General features: G+C 63.0%; 21 protein-coding genes and 1 pseudogene. 9 read left to right on the forward strand and 13 right to left on the reverse strand.

The genetic code is table 11. The features are described from left to right. Window positions 1-220 precede the first annotated feature (220 nt). The 5 genes from CCR82_RS11395 to CCR82_RS11415 all read left to right on the forward strand — a co-directional run bounded on the left by CCR82_RS11395 (window position 221) and on the right by CCR82_RS11415 (window position 4723). Entirely contained in the window at window positions 221-1693 is a 1473-nt protein-coding gene (locus CCR82_RS11395; RefSeq protein ID WP_201245902.1) for a TrkH family potassium uptake protein, read from the forward strand. Window positions 1694-1709: 16 nt separating this feature from the next. Continuing rightward, complete coding sequence (locus CCR82_RS11400; protein ID WP_201245903.1) at window positions 1710-2384, forward strand: potassium channel family protein; 675 nt, start codon at window positions 1710-1712, stop codon at window positions 2382-2384. 199 nt (window positions 2385-2583) lie between these two features. Next, window positions 2584-3009, forward strand: coding sequence for an EF-hand domain-containing protein (locus tag CCR82_RS11405; protein ID WP_201245904.1), 426 nt, complete (start codon window positions 2584-2586; stop codon window positions 3007-3009). A 156-nt stretch (window positions 3010-3165) separates the two neighbouring features. Further along, window positions 3166-4002, forward strand: coding sequence for a metallophosphoesterase family protein (locus CCR82_RS11410; RefSeq protein ID WP_201245905.1), 837 nt, complete (start codon window positions 3166-3168; stop codon window positions 4000-4002). A gap of 82 nt (window positions 4003-4084) precedes the next feature. Then, a complete protein-coding gene (locus CCR82_RS11415) occupies window positions 4085-4723 on the forward strand; it encodes a hypothetical protein (RefSeq protein ID WP_201245906.1) in 639 nt (212 codons plus the stop codon). Window positions 4724-4893: 170 nt separating this feature from the next. Here CCR82_RS11415 and CCR82_RS11420 read toward each other — a convergent pair whose 3' ends face one another. The 3 genes from CCR82_RS11420 to CCR82_RS11430 form a co-directional block, all read right to left on the reverse strand. Next, complete coding sequence (locus tag CCR82_RS11420; protein WP_201245907.1) at window positions 4894-5334, reverse strand: SRPBCC family protein; 441 nt, start codon at window positions 5332-5334, stop codon at window positions 4894-4896. 191 nt (window positions 5335-5525) lie between these two features. Continuing rightward, entirely contained in the window at window positions 5526-6116 is a 591-nt protein-coding gene (locus CCR82_RS11425; protein WP_201245908.1) for a cytochrome c3 family protein, read from the reverse strand. 82 nt (window positions 6117-6198) lie between these two features. Beyond that, entirely contained in the window at window positions 6199-6999 is an 801-nt protein-coding gene (locus tag CCR82_RS11430) for a PRC-barrel domain-containing protein (RefSeq protein ID WP_201245909.1), read from the reverse strand. 487 nt (window positions 7000-7486) lie between these two features. Here CCR82_RS11430 and CCR82_RS11435 point away from each other — a divergent pair, with 487 nt between their 5' ends. Further along, window positions 7487-7885, forward strand: a complete 399-nt coding sequence (locus CCR82_RS11435; protein WP_201245910.1) for a DUF1523 family protein — start codon at window positions 7487-7489, stop codon at window positions 7883-7885. Window positions 7886-7992: 107 nt separating this feature from the next. Here CCR82_RS11435 and CCR82_RS18935 read toward each other — a convergent pair whose 3' ends face one another. Further along, the gene (locus CCR82_RS18935) at window positions 7993-8118 is read right to left on the reverse strand and encodes a hypothetical protein (protein ID WP_276570563.1); all 126 of its coding nucleotides are present in this window, start codon (window positions 8116-8118) and stop codon (window positions 7993-7995) included. Further along, the gene (locus tag CCR82_RS19485) at window positions 8102-8365 is read right to left on the reverse strand and encodes a hypothetical protein (RefSeq protein WP_476702792.1); all 264 of its coding nucleotides are present in this window, start codon (window positions 8363-8365) and stop codon (window positions 8102-8104) included. The genes CCR82_RS18935 and CCR82_RS19485 overlap by 17 nt, the downstream gene beginning before the upstream one ends. Before the next feature lie 8 nt (window positions 8366-8373). Between CCR82_RS19485 and CCR82_RS19385 the strand changes: the two genes are divergently transcribed. Then, window positions 8374-8832 (forward strand): Arm DNA-binding domain-containing protein, encoded by a 459-nt coding sequence (locus tag CCR82_RS19385; RefSeq protein WP_201245911.1) that lies wholly within the window; start codon window positions 8374-8376, stop codon window positions 8830-8832. Between the two features lie 19 nt (window positions 8833-8851). Here the strand turns inward: CCR82_RS19385 and CCR82_RS11450 are convergent, their stop codons facing one another. From CCR82_RS11450 to CCR82_RS11480, 8 genes and pseudogenes are all read right to left on the reverse strand, one after another. Beyond that, window positions 8852-9349: a PIN domain-containing protein gene (locus CCR82_RS11450; RefSeq protein ID WP_201245912.1), complete on the reverse strand. Its 498-nt coding sequence runs from the start codon at window positions 9347-9349 to the stop codon at window positions 8852-8854. Beyond that, window positions 9349-9558, reverse strand: coding sequence for a UPF0175 family protein (locus tag CCR82_RS11455; protein WP_201245913.1), 210 nt, complete (start codon window positions 9556-9558; stop codon window positions 9349-9351). The genes CCR82_RS11450 and CCR82_RS11455 overlap by 1 nt, the downstream gene beginning before the upstream one ends. A 278-nt stretch (window positions 9559-9836) precedes the next feature. Beyond that, window positions 9837-10094 (reverse strand): DnaB-like helicase N-terminal domain-containing protein, encoded by a 258-nt coding sequence (locus tag CCR82_RS11460; RefSeq protein WP_276570564.1) that lies wholly within the window; start codon window positions 10092-10094, stop codon window positions 9837-9839. Window positions 10095-10193: 99 nt separating this feature from the next. Beyond that, window positions 10194-10613 carry a DUF6941 family protein gene (locus CCR82_RS11465; RefSeq protein ID WP_201245915.1) on the reverse strand — a complete coding sequence of 140 codons (420 nt, stop codon included), beginning with the start codon at window positions 10611-10613 and terminating at the stop codon, window positions 10194-10196. Then, on the reverse strand, window positions 10610-10738 hold the full coding sequence (locus CCR82_RS19390) for a hypothetical protein (RefSeq protein ID WP_420827325.1): 129 nt from the start codon (window positions 10736-10738) through the stop codon (window positions 10610-10612). Before CCR82_RS19390 ends, CCR82_RS11465 begins: the two co-directional genes overlap by 4 nt. An 11-nt stretch (window positions 10739-10749) precedes the next feature. Further along, a pseudogene (locus CCR82_RS11470) lies at window positions 10750-11261 on the reverse strand (NAD-dependent epimerase/dehydratase family protein); the annotation flags it as partial. Window positions 11262-11329: 68 nt separating this feature from the next. Further along, entirely contained in the window at window positions 11330-11902 is a 573-nt protein-coding gene (locus tag CCR82_RS11475; protein WP_201245916.1) for a VapC50 family PIN domain-containing toxin, read from the reverse strand. Beyond that, a complete protein-coding gene (locus CCR82_RS11480) occupies window positions 11899-12363 on the reverse strand; it encodes a helix-turn-helix domain-containing protein (protein WP_201245917.1) in 465 nt (154 codons plus the stop codon). The genes CCR82_RS11475 and CCR82_RS11480 overlap by 4 nt, the downstream gene beginning before the upstream one ends. A 296-nt stretch (window positions 12364-12659) precedes the next feature. Between CCR82_RS11480 and CCR82_RS11485 the strand changes: the two genes are divergently transcribed. Both CCR82_RS11485 and CCR82_RS11490 read left to right on the forward strand, forming a co-directional pair. Next, entirely contained in the window at window positions 12660-13307 is a 648-nt protein-coding gene (locus tag CCR82_RS11485) for a transposase (RefSeq protein ID WP_201245918.1), read from the forward strand. 159 nt (window positions 13308-13466) lie between these two features. Next, window positions 13467-14153 carry a DUF3782 domain-containing protein gene (locus CCR82_RS11490; protein WP_242513413.1) on the forward strand — a complete coding sequence of 229 codons (687 nt, stop codon included), beginning with the start codon at window positions 13467-13469 and terminating at the stop codon, window positions 14151-14153. The last annotated feature ends 6 nt before the right edge of the window (window positions 14154-14159 follow it).

The following is a 14159-nucleotide window of genomic DNA, read 5'->3' on the forward strand; positions in this document are numbered from 1 at the left end:
AGCATCCGGGCTATGCGTAAGCAACTTCCATGCCGCACTTGCGCGTCGCGCGACAACGCCTAGCTGACAACGAGCGGCCGTCCACCACGCCCACACAACCGGCTGATATCAACCACAGTCCAGTTGAAAACAACCATTCGGTCGCAAATGCTGGGTATCCTGCCACACTCGTGTACCGTGCACTAGCGCACTGTGCGCAGGCCTTAGACACATTATCGCCATGACCGAACGTGCCGCGAACACCTTGATGCGGGCCGCCCGCCTGCCTGTCGTACTGGGCACCTTGGGACGTCTGCTCATCGTCCTCGCGGCGCTCTCCGCCCCTCCGGCGCTCGCGGCCTGGAGCCAGGCGAGCAACGCGCTAGGTTTGCGGCTTGCGGTAACCGCCGTCGCTTTGCTCCTGGTCGGTTGGCCGGTCTCGCGTCTGCGACCCTTGCGCGCGGACGAGCACGATATCCAATGGAACGAGGCGCTCGCGGTCACTGGGCTGGCGTTCCTACTCGCGGCCCTGGTCATGGTTTGGCCCCTGACCGCTGCTGGCCTTGGCGGGGTTGACGCCTTGTTCGAAGCGACGTCCGGCATCACCACCACCGGGCTGACGATGCTGCGCGGCCTCGACAAGGCCGACCCAGCCGTGCTGTTCCTGCGCGCCTGGATGCAATGGTATGGCGGGCTCGGAATTGCCGTACTCACGGTCGCGCTCATCATGCGTCATCACGCTAGCGCACGCCGGCTGCTGGAGACCACCGGCGAACAGCTCACCGACGCCGGTGCCCGTGGCCATGCCCGTCGCGTCTCGATGGTTTATCTCGCGCTGACGGTGATCGCGATTGGCGCCGTCTGGATGACCGGCCTTGCGCCAATGGATGCCTTGCTGTACGCGCTTCCCGCTGTCGCAACTGGTGGCTTTGCACCGTCCGATCAGAGTCTCGCCGGATTACCCGGTGCCACGATCGCGACACTCTCACTGCTCTGCATCGCCGCCGCGGTGAGTCTCCCGCTGTATGCAAGACTGCCCCACCGCGGCCTGCGCGCACTCACGCATGAGCCGGAGTTGATCGCGCTGCTCGGCGCGATCCTGATCACCATGCTGCTGCTCAGTGCCATCGCAGCGCTGGCGAGCGGCTTGCCCTGGCCGCAGGCACTGGCCCAAGGCTTCACGCTCGGCGTCTCGGCGCAGACCGATACCGGTTTCAGTACGGTCGCTGTCGCGGACCTGCCCGCGACCTCGCAGGTGGTGCTGATGGGGTCGATGAGCATCGGCGGCTGTACCGGATCGACCGCCGGCGGAATCAAGCTCATTCGGCTCCTGATCATCATCCGCCTCGTACAGCTGGCATTGCGCCGTACCGCGATTGCCGAGCGCGCCGTGTTGCAGGCGCAGGTCGGCGGTGCGCGCATCGAGCCGTCGATGGTGACCGCCACACTGCAGTTGCTGGCGCTCTGGGCGATGGTGCTGCTGACCTCATGGCTCGCCTTCCTGGCGCTCGGACAACCACCACTGGCGAGCCTGTTCGAGGTGGTCTCGGCCACCGCGAATGCCGGGCTCTCGGCGGGGCTGACCAGTCCCGAACTCCACCCGGCGCTGAAACTGGTGCTCTGCGCCGATATGCTGTTTGGACGCGTGGAGGTCTTGGCGCTGCTCGTAGTGCTGTACCCGCCAACCTGGTTCGCGCGCAAACGCAACCCTTAACGAGAGCGACAACGCTATGAGAGCCGCATTTATCGGTAGCAATTCGCTGACCTTGTCCACGGCCGAGCTGCTGCTCGAGGACGGTCGCGAGGTCATCATCATCGAGCGCGACCGCAACCGCATCGACGCGCTGTCCGAGCGGATCGATGCCGGATTCGTCCATGGAGACGGCACGCTGCCGGATGTGCTGCGCGATGCCGAGCCCGAGAACACCGATGTGCTCTTCTGCCTGATGGAGAGCGACCAGACCAATATCCTGGCGGGACTGATCGGCCGCTCGCTCGGGTTCGCACGCGTGGTTCCGCGGGTGAATGACCCGCAATTCCAGCGTATCGCCGCGGAGCTTGGGCTTGAAGACAGCATCATGCCCAACCGGGCGGTCGCCGCGCACCTAAAGCAGATGCTCTCGGGTGGTAAGTCGCTAGAGCTGTCGTCGGTGATCCGAGGTGAGGCGGCGATCTTCAGCCTCAGCGCCGAAGAGACCGAGAGGGGGCCGATCGATGACCTCGACCTGCCAGAGCGCACTCGGGTCGTCTGCCTCTACCGCAACGAGCATTTCTTTCTGCCGCACGAGGTCAAGGCGATCAAGCCGCGTGACGAAGTCATTCTGATTACCAGCCACCAACAACTCCCCAAACTCGAGCAGCGCTTCGAGCGCAGCGAGGCCGGTGATCAGCTGAAGGCCGATTGACCGGTATACCCATCCTCTCGCACATCGGCGCCGGGAAAGCGCAGGCTGTACCAAGACTGCGAGGGCGCACGCATTGCGTGCCGCATCACAACATTGGTTTCAAATTTGCAGCACACAAGACGTCCGGCAATGGTGCACACTGAACATGTCAGGGCTGCAACCACAGCCGGTCAGTCCAAACTCAACGAGCGAGGCAGCCATGAGATACGCCACAGCAACCGCACTGACCCTCACATTGACCACGGCCCTGAGTCTACCGGTGCTTGCCCAAGACACCGCGCCCCCGGCAGCCGGCCCAAGCGCTACCGGGCAGCGTCCCGGCATGGGGCCTGGAACCGGCGGCAGGGGGCCCGGGGCCGGCATGAGACCGGGAATGGGCCGAATGGGTGGACAGATGCCGGCCTTCTCGTCCTTTGATACCGATGGCGATGGTCTGCTTAGGGAGGATGAATTCGCCCAAGGCCGGGCAGAGCGCATCAAGGAGCGTTCGCAGCAGGGCCATCAGATGCGCAACCTTGCCAACGCACCCTCCTTTGAGGAAGTCGATCAGAACGGCGACGGCCAGATCGACAAGGAAGAGTTCGAGAGCGCCCAGATGCAGCACCGGAAGAGGATGCAGCCCTAAATGGCCGACGCTCACCATCGAACGGCGCCGGGGCACCTGGCGGCTCCATCCACGCCAGTTCGTGCCGCGGCTCCATTTGGCCAAACGGCTGCTTCGGATAACGTATGCACCCATTATGGCCCCGAAGGGGCACCTTAAAGCGTTGGAGCAATCAAGATGAAGGTTGCGGTTTTCTCGGATGTGCAGGCCGTGCTGCCGGCACTCGAAGCGGCCATCGAGCAGATCGAGGCTTGGCGGCCAGATATGGTGGTGATGGCCGGCGACCTCGTGAACCGCGGCCCTGACAGCAGCGGCTGTCTGACCCTGTTCGATCAGATGCGGCGCGAGCAGGGCTGGCTACCGGTCAACGGCAATCACGAGGTCTGGGTGCTCAGCTGTAGCGCTGGGCCACCCGCTAACGAGGGCGAGCGGGAGATCCGCCGCTTCACCGACTGGGCATGGCAGCAGGTCGCCGATCAAGCTGACCGACTGCGCGGCTGGCCGGACCATCTCTGCCTGCACCCACCACAAGCCGATGCCTGGCTGCATGTGACCCACGGCTCCATGGCCGGCAACCGTGACGGCATCACGGCCAATACCACCGATGAGTCCCTGGTCGGCAAGCTGCCGGAAGGGGTCGCGCTCTTCGTTGCCGGCCATACCCATCGGACCCATCAGCGTCATACTCAGGGCATGGATGTGGTCAACGTCGGTTCGGCCGGCTCGCCGTTCGACGGCGACGTGCGCGGCAGCTACGGCCGCTTCACCTGGCGCGGCGGCAGCTGGCATACCGAGCTGGTGCGCTTCAATTACGATCGCGAGCGCGCTGCTCGCGATTTCGAGGCATCTGGCTTCCTCGACGAGGGCGGCCCCCTCGCTCGCTTGGTCTACCTCGAATGGCAGCGCGCTCGGCTGCTGATCGGCGGCTGGCGCGAGCGCTGGCAAGCAGCGGTATTGCGTGGGGAGATCTCGCTGGAGGAGTCCGTGTCGCGCTATCTGCGCGATTGCCGCTGACATGCTGGCGCTCGGTATTACCGCCGTGCCGATGTGGTCAACATCTACCCTGCCCTAGAGTTGAGATGCCATGAACACCGCGATGACCGCATCTGCTTTCCTGATCCTTGTCATCACCGCATTGGCGCCCCCCGAACTCGCCGCTCAAGCATGGAATCCAGCCAAGCCTAACGAAGCGATGCGAACACCGAGCGGCCAGCCCTGGCGAGGCACCCTCCAGAGCGGCGCTGAGGTCTGGGTCGACCCGCGCACGAACCGGCCAATGACCCGAGGGGCCGGCTACCAGACCCAGCTCTGGGATGGCGTCCACCGCCTTAGCGACGGCACCGAACTGCATGTGCGCAACGGCCGGGTGGTACCGACCACTGAGATGCTTGAGCGCCGACATGCGACACCGACGCCGCCGACACCCGAAGCACAGGCAGATGAATCCCGGCTTCCCGGTGGCCGGAGTAAAACCGGGCAGCCAGCCGCAACGGCATCAGCGCAGCGCAGTGGCGGCCATCCCTGTCAGGCGCTCATTGACCAGACCTGCGGTCGCGACAACGCCTGTGCGGAAACGACCAAGTGCAGCGCAGCACGGCAGCTGCTCGATATGGCGGCTGAAGAGCGAGCGCGGCACGCTAACCCACAAGTTCTGACGGACACCGGGCTCAAGTGCCGCGAGGCGCTCCACGACAGCTTTTTCACTCCCTGTCAGACAAACGCCACTGGCGAGTAAGCAGCCGCACCGACGCGTTCATTGGTCGATGATCCCGACGGCCTCATTGCCGAGCGCGAACTCGGCGCTGAGGCACCACCTTGCTAGGGCGGCGCGGCCGCCCCCATCTTCCTGCAACGATTGCCGATATCCACCCAGCAGAGCTGATGCCAGCCGGCGCCATCTAGGCGTCATCCGCTCGCCCCGAGCACGGCGTCCGCGCGCCGGCGGAATGAGGACACGACCTCCTCCGTGCGGCGCCGGAAGAAAGGCCCCGCAGCGGCCGCCGCCGGCCCACCCCGCAGCGCGTACTCGGTCCACAGCTCCACCAACGTCTCGTTCGGCTCGCGCTCTTCAAAACGCCAAACCTGGTGCAGCCGGCGCAGCGGACCGCCCCCGCCCTCAATGCGAATCTGGTGCGGGCGTTCCAGCACCGCCTCCGTACGAAAGCGCCAGACGAAGGAGTAGATCCCCACGGCCTGTTCCACGGATCGGCGGTTTTCCTTCTCCCACAGGATCCGTGCCTCCTTCCAGCCGGGAACAAAGTCTGGGTAGCGCTCAATGTCCGCTACGAGGTCGAACACATCCGGGCGCGCGTGGTAGAGCGATTCTCGGACAGTGAAGCTGGGCATGGTACTGGGCTCGTGCAGTGCGGTGGAACGGTAGGCCGCGGCTGGGCTTAGCCGGTAGTGCGGATCTGTCCATGCGCGCGGGAGGCCTTCTCCAGGGGACGCGTTCGCGGGCTGCAACCAAGTCGGCAAGCGTCAGATCGAGTTGCTCGTCGAGTGCTTGAGCGCCGGCCGCGACCCCCGCCTTGTGGTCCTCAAGCCTCGCCGTTGCCTTCAGGCATCTTGCTGAGGCTGACCTCGTCAAAGTGATCGTCGAGCATGACCCGGAGAGTCTTATGACCCACGTTTTCATGGCAGCTGACACAGCCCTCGCCGACGTCGCCGCCGAAGTAGGCCTTATGCGCGGCCAGTGCCGCGGGATCATCGCTGGTCGCATCCTTCAACGCCGCGTGGCAGCTCAGACAACCGAAGTCGTAGACGTACTCAGCGCGATCCTCGAGGCCCGCGATCCAGTCCGGCTTGTGAAACGGATAGATCGCCTGCGCAACGGCATCGCGCACTCCGGTCGTCGCCTTCGCGAATAGGTGTTGGGCCGCGCCGTCATGCGGGAGATGGCAATCGGTGCAGTTGGCGACCACACCGCCCAGATTGTTACCACCATGGACATCCTGCTCATGGGCCCTGGCAAAAGGCTCCATGGTATGGCAACTGGTGCAAAACTCAGCCTCCGAGGTATTCTCGACCATGGCCTCAGTACCAATCCAGCCCGTCGCCATGACGACTGGAACAATGACGGCGATTGCAATCAACGTCACGAGTAGGCGTCGAATCCAGCGCTTGTTCATTGCGAGTCTCCTTCGGTTTGGACTATGCCGATGCGTTCACTTTGCTTCAGGTCACTCGACTCAAGAGCAGTTCAAGATCAGCTCAAAACGCCGGACGCGGACGCCCGTAGACGTCATAGAGCACTGTCTCGAGGCGCTCGTTGACCGCTTCACTCGGATCGAACGGTGGCGCTTCCTCGATGCGTTCGGCAGACACATCAGCAACCACCTGGCGCGAGACCCAGTCGATCTCAGCGATCGCGTCCACCGGCAGTAAGACTTTCTTTGAGAACGGCAGCCGGGAGGTGTCGATGATGAACGCACGCAGCGCCCAGCTGCTGTCGTTAACGATGAGGTCGACGACACGACCGACCTTGTCGATGCCGCTATCCACGGTGCTCGGGGCGACGACGCGATAGCCCGTCACCTCGCGCACAGAGCGCAGATGGACATCATCGCCCTCTTCCAGATCGGCATCCTCAATGGTCGCGCCGCTCGTCGCGGTCGCCGGCTCAATGCGCGCTTCCTGCATGGTCGTCAGGCTCGTCGGTATCGGAAAGTCCCCCCAAAGGCCGCTGCCAAGCCAGTAGCTTGGTAGCGAGTGGAATTCGTTGTAGAGCTGCTCGTAACGCCGCGAGACCGGCGCATCGACGTCCAAGGGTGGGCTTTGCTCGATCTGGGTCTTGGTCAACGTGACCGGCATGCGCTGGCGCTCCCAATCCGGCGCTTCGAGTTGGGCGGGCGAGATCAACACCTTGCGCCCAGACAGCCAACCGCCGGTATCGGCCACCATGTAGCGCAATGTCCAGAGCTCGTCATCGAACAGGAAATCGTGGCAATGGCCAATGTCGCCATCGAGTGCTTCAAGCCGGTAGCCTTCGGGCTCGGCGAGGCTTCTGAGCATGGAGTCCTCCATTCATCTGGGGCTGGTGCGGCGAGCACAAAGACGACCGCGCCGCGACTACATTGCTTCATCCAAGGACGCGCAGAAATCGGGCCAACCCAGAGACAGCTGCAGTTGGGCGCAGTAGCCCGGGCGCCGCCTGCTGGCTTGGTTCATAAGCCCCAGGGGCGCGGCATTTGAACCTCATCCAAGACCAGCGCGAGCCGCGAGCACAATCTTGAACGGAGAGAGGAGAGGCGAGAATTAGTTGTCGCACTCGCGCGCGACGATTAGAGTACCTGAACCGGCGCCAGGCCCGCTGCACCGCTGCCGTGGCCTGGGAGTCCAGCGGTTCGTCATCCGACCCGAACGCACTCGAGTAGTGATAACCCGGCTACACAGCCAGGGAGCGCTCGCCCCGCTCATTGCGGGCCTCGCCGGCCGATCAACGCCAACGGCTCTTGCGACTCGCTTCTCCAACGCCTCCAACTCAGCAGGTATTGCCCTCATGAAACAAAACCTGAAACTCGGCCTTTTGATCCTCGTCGTACTGGTTCTCGGCTTCGTGTATCTTTTCTGGGGGCCGAAATCCTGGGAGGTACAGATTACCGGCGCGACCGGCGATGGCCGCGATGTCCAATACCGCATCGAAACGGTCAAGGCCGGCACGTCGGACACCTTGATCTTCAGGAACGAGGACGCCGGCTTCATGCCGCCTTATTTCAAGTTCGATGCTGCTCGGCTGCAATCGATTGCCCGCAGAGTGAGTGAAAACTGCCCCCAAGAGGCCGTCGACCTCAATGGCTATGGCCTTCGCATCCCTTGGTTGAGCATGTTCCCTAACGCGACCTCCATCGACGCGCCGGAGCGTTGCCGCATGGCGCGGTCTGCTGAATCGCCGCAATGAAGAGTACCCCGAGCGTCAAGAGCGGGACCGACGCTCCCGGTGATCGCGCAAGCAGCGCCTGAGCGTCGAACGCGAGGATCCCTTCGATGTCGCATCAAGCAGCCAATCTACTCGTCGGCATCGGCGTGCTGTCCTTGGCGGCGCACTGGCTCGCCTGGCGGGTGCGTATCCCGGCCATCGTCTTCCTGCTCGCCGCCGGCATCGCCGCCGGTCCGCTCACCGATTGGCTGCATCCGGATGCAACAGCTGTTCGAGCAGCTTGCCGTGATCGCCCGCGCCTTGGGTCATTCGGCACGGTTGGAGTAGCTCGACTACCTGGCTCAGGGCGAGCGCAGTGTCGAGGAACTGGTGCGACTCAGCGGGCTGTCGGTGGCCAACACCTCCAAGCATCTGCAGCAGCTCAAGGCTGCGGGGCTGGGTCTCGTCGAATAGGTATTCGACCTGGGTAACGGCGGCCTGAGCAAGTATGAGGATGGCCAAGGCCTACGATGGCCGTCACCAAAACCAGCAGCAGGAAATGGGTTCTCAGGTATCAACTGCAGGGGCGGCGACGCGAGATGGGACTCGGCAGCTATCCCGCGGTCAGCCTCAAGCCGGCGCGCGATAAAGCCGCACAGGCATGCTCACAAGCTGCGGCGGGCATCGATCCTATCTCAGCTCGGACACAGGTCCAGACAGCAACCTATGTACCGCATGGGTTCCGGTCATCGTTTCGAGATTGGGCGGGCGAAGTGTCGTCATTCCCAAGAGAAGTCTGCGAGATGGCGCTTGCCCACGTCATCGAGAACAAGGCGGAGGCCGCCTATGCGCGTGGCGATCTATTCACCAAGCGGCTAAAGATGATGGCTGAGTGGGCGCAATGGTGCGGCAAAGGCGCGGCAGATAATCCGGTCGACCCTCACCCGCAGCAGCAAGCAACTGATGACTCAACAAAAGAGGGTCAATGACGCAGGAGACCATGCTGTATCAATGGCTATGGGCAGCGGCGCAGGCGGCATCTATCACCGTATCGGAGAGGAAATAGCCAGCACCTTTCAGGTCAAGCAACGTGTCCCGCAACTCATCAGCGAGCAAGCCGCGCCGATGGGCTTCGACCAAGAGCCCGGCCGTTCCTTTGACCGGTAGCCCATAGATTGAGTGCGCGATCTTGCGCCCACGTTTTTCGTCGATGATCGCCAGGCAGGGTGCTAGGCTGCGAGCCAGCGTGATCACGGCCGCCTCGCCAGGATCGAGCTCAGCAACCAGCAACGGGGCCGCTTCGGCCGATGACCGGACATGGGCGGCCCAGCGGGCGCCGGCCAGGGTTTCCGCACCTGGCCGCCGCATCCCGGCGACGGTCACTTCATCAAAGACCCGCTGCGGAATCCAGAATTCGCTAAACAAGGCCGGCAACAGGTCTAATCGACCTGCTAGCGACAGCGCGACCAGCGGGCCAGCATTGATCACAGCACGCTCGGCAGGCATCAGGCGAACTCGTTGGTCAGGTCATCGCCCTGTAAATCGACCACCGGTACACCTGATCGGCTCGCCGCCAGCAAAAACTCGACGCGCCCCATACCGCACAGTCGGCCGGCTTTTCCCGATGAGATGCGGCCTTGCTCAAAGAGCTTAACGGCGAGCAAAAAACGCGCTTCGTCGGCAAAGTTAGCCGGCAACTCGGCAGCCGAGGGCATCGATCATGATCGCGCAGGTACACCTAAGAAGGAGCCGCTTCGGCATCCTGGTGCTCTTCGACTGATAGTCTGTCCTACCACGCCAAACGCGCCGGGCTGATCGAGCACCTCCTCCCTCCGGCGAGCGCTTCAGCTCGACAAAGCTCTCGAAGGCGTAGCCGGTGCGCTTGATCCAGAGTTCCGGCAGATTGGGCGGTGCATAGCTCAGTTTGGCCCTGGCCAGGATCATGAGGCTGCTCTCGGAATCGGGCTTACAGCCGGGGGGCGCTGAACCTCGGTCAGCTCAAGGGCGGCGACAATCTCGCGCAGATCAGCACGCGGCGCGGCGGTGGTCGGGTCTCGATCCCAATGCCGTCATCGCTCAGCGCCAGGATCGCGGCGAACGCCTTGCCGTGGTCGTCGTCGCCAAAGTCGGCCGGGGACACCAGGTCCACAACGCGCGGGACGGCGTCGGGCTCGATCATCAAGCCACTGAGCAGTGCGCGTTCGGCGCGGCTGATGATTGCACGCTGAGACGCGTCTTGGTGCTGCTCCATGGCTTGGGGAGGCCTTGTGTGGTTAGCTAACACACTAAGTAGACGTCCAATTTCTACTTCCCGATGATCGCTCCAAAGTGCTGCTCAAATCGGGAAAAGTTACTGGACAGTTTCTAAGTCGTCGCTGGTCCGCCTGATTCGCAAGTGTCGGCTCTCTAACTCGGTTTCATCGAGCTCAGCAACCACGTGCAAGCTGATCTCATCATCAACTTGGAATGGAGACATCACAGCCACAACGGCGATGCGCCGATCTTGCTCCGCAGAAAACGCTCCAGACGCTCCAGGCAAGTCATCCGTCCGCAACAGACACTGATCGCCCTGCATGACCCGAAACTGCACTGAATCGCAGTCATCGCCCGGCGGAAGCGTCAAGGTCGCCACCACACAGAGCCTAGGCAGCACCACCGGCACGTGCTCGATCAGGAGATCACCTGAATAGACGCCGATAAAGCTCTGCTTGTTGCCAATCTCCTGACGAACATCGTCGCAGAAAATCACCTCAAGCTGAGTTCTTGTCATGACTGTGTCTCGCGCCTTGCCGTAATCGCATCGTCAACCGTATTCACATCCACTGCCAACGCAGCAGCCAGCTTTCTTACCGTTGACAGCCGCGGATCATCCAAACCGGCCTCGATCCGTGACAAGCGCGACTGCGCACCAGTTCGGAGCGCAAGCCGGTCAGCTCCTTTACCGCCTCGGCCAGCTCGATCATGGTGAGCTCGCCCGGATTGCGGAGATTCACCGGTCCGGCCAGCGCATCCGGGCTGTTCATCAGCCGCACGAAGCCCTCGATCAGATCATCCACGTCGCAGAACCAGCGCGTCTGGGTGCCGTCGCCATAGAGCGTGATCGGCTCGTTGCGCAGGGCCTGGACGATGAAGTTCGACACCACTCGCCCGTCGTTGGGATGCATGCGCGGTCCGTCGGTGTTAAAGATCCGCGCCACCGTGATGCGCAGGCCGTGCTGGCGCCGATCGTCGAAGCACAGCGTCTCGGCGCAGCGCTTGCCCTTGTCGTCGCAGGAGCGCTTGCCCTCGTCGTCGCAGGAGCGCTTGTCCTCGTCGTCGCAGGAGCGCGGGCCGATGGGGTTGACGTTGCCCAATCGTCCTCGGTCTGCGGGTGAATGCTCGGGTTGCCCTAGACCTCGCCGGTCGATGCCTGGAAGAGAAGGCCCAGCCTTGGAGCATTTTGACCGAGAAACCAAAGGGACTGCTCAATGCTTGGCCAGCCAGGCGTCAGATCGCCACCTTCCACTCCCACAACAGACCAACGGTCTGCGTAAGACCCTGCGTACGCAGCGTATCGAGGTATTCATCTGCTGTCTTCGGCGGGTTCTTGAGCGATCGGCGGTGCTTGGCGGCTGCCTCGCACACTCGACCCGGGTGCAGGTCGAGCAGGTCGACGATAAAGTCGTCAGGATGCTGTGCAGCTAGGTGATAGCGCCTGAGTTCCTCAAGCGGGAAGTCCTTCAAATTGAACGTCACGATCAGGCTCGCACCACTGTGAATGGCGGCTGCTACGACGTGGCGATCGTCCTCATCCGGCAGTTCTACGGACGCGATCAGATGGTCGAAATCGGTCACGAGGCAGTCCCGCACATGGGCATTCATCAGCGTGCGGGTGCGCTTCAGGTTCTCCGGCTTCAGGTCTGGCCGCTGCGCGAGGACGTTTCTTGTCCACTCGTCATGAATCATGTCAGACCAGCGCGCCCGGAACAGATCCGTCAGCGCCAAGCGCATCAGAAAATCGCGCAGGGGTGCAGGGTAGAGCACGCATGCATCGTAGACGACGGTGAAGTGGGAGCTCATTCATACCCCATGTCAAGCTCCTGGGCCTGCTCAGTCAGAACATCGAGCGCCTTGCTGCGCTCGGCGTCGATGCGCTCTTTATAGTCGACCACGTCCTGGTAGCGGACGCGTCGATGTGTGCCAACCCTGTGAAACGGGATCTCGCCGCGCTCCAGCAGCTGGACAAGGAACGGGCGCGAGACATTGAGTACATCCGCCGCTTCCTGGGTCGTGAGCTCTGCATGGATCGGGATGATGCTGACCGCGTTGCCCTCGCCAATTTCGGTCAGGACATCCACAAGCAAACGCAGCGCCGACACCGGCATGCGAACCGCATGGGATGAGCCCTTGTTGTCGAAGATCTCAATCTGCTGCGTCTCGGCACGGGTTTGCAGATGGGCTGACAGGACCCGGCCGCTCTCCCGGGCAAGCGCGATCTCTTCTGCCGTCGGTAGCTGGCGGGTGGGTAACAAGGTGGTCATAACAGCCTCTTCGAAATTTCAACCAGCACTAGGGCGGCTTATAACCGAAATAAACGAAAGAGACAATAACGCCATAAGGGTTCGCTTTCGTCGGACAGATGTCGTCGCCGGCACTCGTCGTCCCGGCCGGGAAGCCGGGACCCAGGCCATGGATGGTGAGCGGGCGGTAACCTGCTGAGCTTTGGTGCCTGCCGCGAGGTTGCTTTCCCTGCGCTGGATTCCGGCTTCCCGGCCGGAATGACGGAGGGGAAGGGGCCGGAATGACGTAGTGCCTGACTGCGATGCCGGAGGGAGGATTGACCGGAGCCGGCACCGGGGCGGATGGGGCGTTGTTCGAGCAGGCGGTGCAGGTCACCGATGCCGAGGGGCACACCTGGACCTGGCGGCGCATCGTGCTCGAGCTCGAGCGCCCGAGCCGCAACGGCGATCAGCAACTGACCCTCTTGACCAACCTGCCCGCCGAGGCCGCTGATGCCGCCACGGTGGCCGAGCTCTACCGCAGCCGCTGGACCATCGAGACGGCGTTTCAAAAGCTCGAGGGGCCTCTCAACTCCGAACTCAATACCTTGGGCTATCCGCAGGCCGCGCTGTTTGGCTTCTGCCTGGCCCTGGTCGCCTTCAACCTCTACGCGGTGGTGATGGCCGCCCTGCGCGCCGCCCACCCCGAGGCCAACGTCGACGAGACGGTCTCGGAGTATTACCTGGCCGGCGAGATCGCCCGCACCAGCGAGGGGCTCACCATCGCGGTCGAGGAGCAACACTGGCAGGTCTTTGCGCAGGCCGATCGCGCCCAACTCTGTGCCTTGCTGCTCGCCTTGGCGCAGCGCGTCAACCTCAAGAAGCTGCGCAAGAGCCCGCGCGGACCGAAAAAGCCTCCCACGCCGCGGACCAAGCATAAGGGCAAGCCGCATGTCTCCACGGCTAAACTCTTGGCTGGGCGTTAACACGGCTGGCGACCCACCTTTAAAGGGCTGACCCCAAGGACAACAAATTTCTCGCACTCGCCGAAGCTGCTGGAGCCGAACTCATCGTCGCCAGCGACCCGCACCTCACCGATCTACACCCATGGCGGGGCATCCCGATCATGCCGCCTGCGGCTTTTCTTGTCGGGATCAACTAACAAGCTCGGGCGCGAAAACGGCATCTGCGGCCGCGCCTTGCACCTTGATGCGCGCTATTCTAGCTTGGCCGCGCCACGCTTGGCGCGATTCGGCGTCGAGACCAGCGATCGAGCAACAACGGAGACCCTCGCCATGGCGACACCAGCTGAAGAAGTTTGGGCACTGTTTCGGGAAACCGACCAGCGGTTGAGGCAGCGTTTTGAAGAAACCGATCGCAAGATCGCAACCCTCAGCGAGCTCATCGGCCGGCAAGGCAATCGGCTCGGCGAATTCGTGCAGGAGATGGTGCGCCCGACCGTGGTCCGCCTGCTGCGCGAGCGCGGACTACCGGTACACCAAGTCGCGCCTAACCTCACCGCCTATGATGACAACGGCCAGGTGATCGCCGAGATCGATCTGCTCGCGCTCAACGACCAGGTCGCCGTTGCCGTTGAATGCAAATCCCATCTCAGCCTCGACGACGTCAACGCCCACCTTGCGCGCCTCGCCACCTTCAAGGACTGCTTCCCGCGGTACCGGTCGTATCAGCTCCTGGGCGCCGTGGCCGGCATGGTCGTGCCCGACCAGGTCAGTCGCTTCGCCGACCGCAAGGGGCTGTTCGTGCTCGCCCAATCCGGGCAGGCGATCGAGATCCGCAACGACGCGCGCTTTCAGCCCAGAACCTGGTAACACTGA

The sequence above is a fragment of the Halochromatium salexigens genome (assembly GCF_016653295.1).
In the GTDB taxonomy this organism is placed as follows: domain Bacteria; phylum Pseudomonadota; class Gammaproteobacteria; order Chromatiales; family Chromatiaceae; genus Lamprobacter; species Lamprobacter salexigens.